Here is a 2,951-nt window from a genome sequence, read left to right as displayed (position 1 = left end):
AATATCTAACATTTTATTAAAAGTGGCTTGTTTTATTCCTGTTAATCGGAATAATTCTTTATCATTAATAAAATCAAATTTATCAAATTTCATAATTTTAGATTCCTATAATTTCTATTTTAAATATATTTTATAGGAATTTTAAAATAACTAGGTTATGCAAGAAGTCTATTAAATAAAATGTAAGTGCAGGGGTCATTATTATTAGCAATAAAAGTAAGAATAATACCAATAAATAAAGCAGTAGTAAAAATTAAGATTAATGAACTAAAAATAACATCAACAATGATTGATTTACATCAAAAACTAGTAATTTTTTCGATAATGATTTTGTATATGTTCTTGGTGAAGTGCTTTAATTTTATTAACTGCTATTTCTGATAACGCAGTGCTAGTCATTTGTTATTTCACACCGCTTTCTAAAAAAAGTAATATTGTTTTAGGTAAATTATAATTTAAAAAAAGTAAGATTACAATTAAGTCCTAAAAATAAATAGACTTTTTTATTTGAACTTGGTATATAATAATTATGCATTGTTTTATAATTTAGAAAATAAAAACACTTAAGGAGTGAAAAAATAAATGAACAGTTTATTATTAACAAGCGTACCACCAAATCCAGAATGAATTACGCCAAGTAATACACCACATAATATTTTGGCAACATATGGCGGATGAATTCATATGTATGCTGTTTTTATTACAATAGGAATGATTTGTTCGGTTTTAGCCTGTTTTATTCGACTAAAATTAAAAAAGGTTCCGATTGAACCATTAATTTGATCAATTTTTGCTATTATTCCATTTTCATTATTTGGAGCAAGTTTTTTTGGAAAATTTAATAATGATGTTAATCATCCTTGAATTTTAGAACCAGGTGATGTTCCATTTTGGTCTTTATTTGCGTTTTGAAAAGCTGGGATGAGTATTCATGGTGGTGTTTTGTTCGGAACAATTACTGGCTTAATTGTTTTTGGCATTGTTGGTCGAAAAGCAAAAGTTTCACTTTGAGTTTATACGGATTGTATTATTCCAAACATTTTATTAGGACAAGTATTAGGTCGTTGAGGTAATTTTTTTAATTATGAATTATTAGGAAGTGTTACTTCATATGATTCATTACGGTGATTACCAGCTTTTATTCGGGATAACTTATGGCAGTGAGATGATTTATCACCAGAAACAAATAACCTTGGTGAAATTGTCTTTCGCCAACCTATCTTTTTATATGAATCATTCTTTAATTTCTTAGCATGATTATTTATTACTTTTTTTATTCCTGTTGCTGGACAATTATTTAGTAAAAAACCATGGAAAAAAGACCCTAAAGAATATCCTTTTGATTTAAAATATAATTTTATTCATTTTTTTAATCGAAAATATCTTAAACCTGATAAGATGACTTGAAAAGAAGTTTGGGATAAAGCATATTTTAACTATGTACCAAACCAAAAGCGATTAGATGAAATGGCTAAAAAAAGCGGGCAAATAGATAGTTCAAAAGAACAAACTGGTTTTACCAATAGAATTAAAAAATGATGACATAATGATAGTGCTGCATTAACAAAATTAAATAATCCGGGGTGTTATGCAATCACACGTAGCGGGGTGCAAACTGGTTTTTATTTCTTTTTATGAAATTTGATTCGTTTTATTTTAGAAACACAACGTGATGATGACACAAGTTTATTTATTAAAAATCATCGTACGCTAGATTATACGGTCTTAATTTTAATTGCCCTAATTGGTTTAGGATTAGCAATTTATGCGCAATGAGGAGCGCCGAAAAAATTCCGCAAAAATAGATTTATGTATGAAAAAGAATATGTTGATTTTCATAGTTTGCAAACATGAAAGTTTGAAAAATATTTAAATAATAGTATCATTATTGGCGAAGATAATTATGTTAATAAATTACCAGTAGTCATTAAGACAAAAGTTATGGAATTCTTAGGATATCAAGGTGAACCTTTTGAAAAATATTTTGAATTAAAATATGTTAAAACAAATGAACAAGAAGCAAGCAAGCACGAAGTTATTAATTATAGTTTTAAAATAGTTGCTTTACCAGAAACAAATAATAAATTTATTGATGAATTAGTTGTTAATCAAACTTTTAAATTTAATTTAAGTAAAATTTTACAACAAACAACATTAATCTTATCAAAACCTGATGATAATAATTATTTTACCTTAACGAAAAAACAATTGGGATTATTATTAAATGCTATTATTCATACTCCTGAAAAGGTAAATGAAATTAAAACGAGATGGTATCAATTTTATCCTCATATTAATGAACAAAAAACAACAATTTTTGATCTTGATTTGAATGATTTAATTGCTTTTGATGAATTAAAAATTAATCCAAAAGCAAAAAAAATTGAAATATCAAAATTCCAATTTAAAGAAAATCAATTTTATTACTTTAATAAAAAAATTGCTTTTAAATTAAAATGAGAATAATTAACTTTTAATAGTGTACAATAAGAATAGAAAGAGAGGAAAAATTATGTTAACAAACGACATTGAAAAAGATTTACAACATTATATTGATGAATACATCAAAATGCAATTTTTTTTGCTATAATTTAAGTTCAGCCGCTGATAAGTTAGGGTTTCCTGGTTTTAGCCATTATTTCCAAGTTCAAGCACAAGATGAAGTTTTACATCAACGTCGAATTATGAATTTTGTTTTAGACCGCGATGGACATTATCAAATTAAAAATATTGCTGAAGAATATAAAGATATTAAAAATATTATTGAATTAATAGAAACCTATCAAACAAAGAGAGCATATTTTGCTTAATTAACAAATAAATTAGCACAGCATGCTAATACAGTTGGTGATTTAGTTACTTATAAATTTTATGATTGATTAGACTTCTTGCATAACCTATTAAAATAATTGTAAATATTTTTAAAAAGATACTAATAGCAAATTATAATT

General features: G+C 25.3%; 2 protein-coding genes. Both read left to right on the top strand.

Features of this window, described 5'->3' with window-relative positions:
• The first annotated feature begins 582 nt into the window (after positions 1 to 582).
• On the top strand, positions 583 to 2,466 hold the full coding sequence (locus EHU54_RS05250) for a prolipoprotein diacylglyceryl transferase family protein (RefSeq protein WP_400249324.1): 1,884 nt from the start codon (positions 583 to 585) through the stop codon (positions 2,464 to 2,466).
• 89 nt (positions 2,467 to 2,555) lie between these two features.
• Positions 2,556 to 2,810, top strand: a complete 255-nt coding sequence (locus EHU54_RS05245; protein WP_400249323.1) for a ferritin-like domain-containing protein — start codon at positions 2,556 to 2,558, stop codon at positions 2,808 to 2,810.
• Positions 2,811 to 2,951: the final 141 nt, after the last annotated feature.

The organism is Spiroplasma sp. ald (genome assembly GCF_044714355.1).
Lineage (GTDB): Bacteria > Bacillota_I > Bacilli_A > Mycoplasmatales > Mycoplasmataceae > Spiroplasma > Spiroplasma phoeniceum.
The sequence above is the reverse complement of the archived record's forward strand: the minus strand, read 5'-3'. Positions and strand labels throughout refer to the sequence as shown.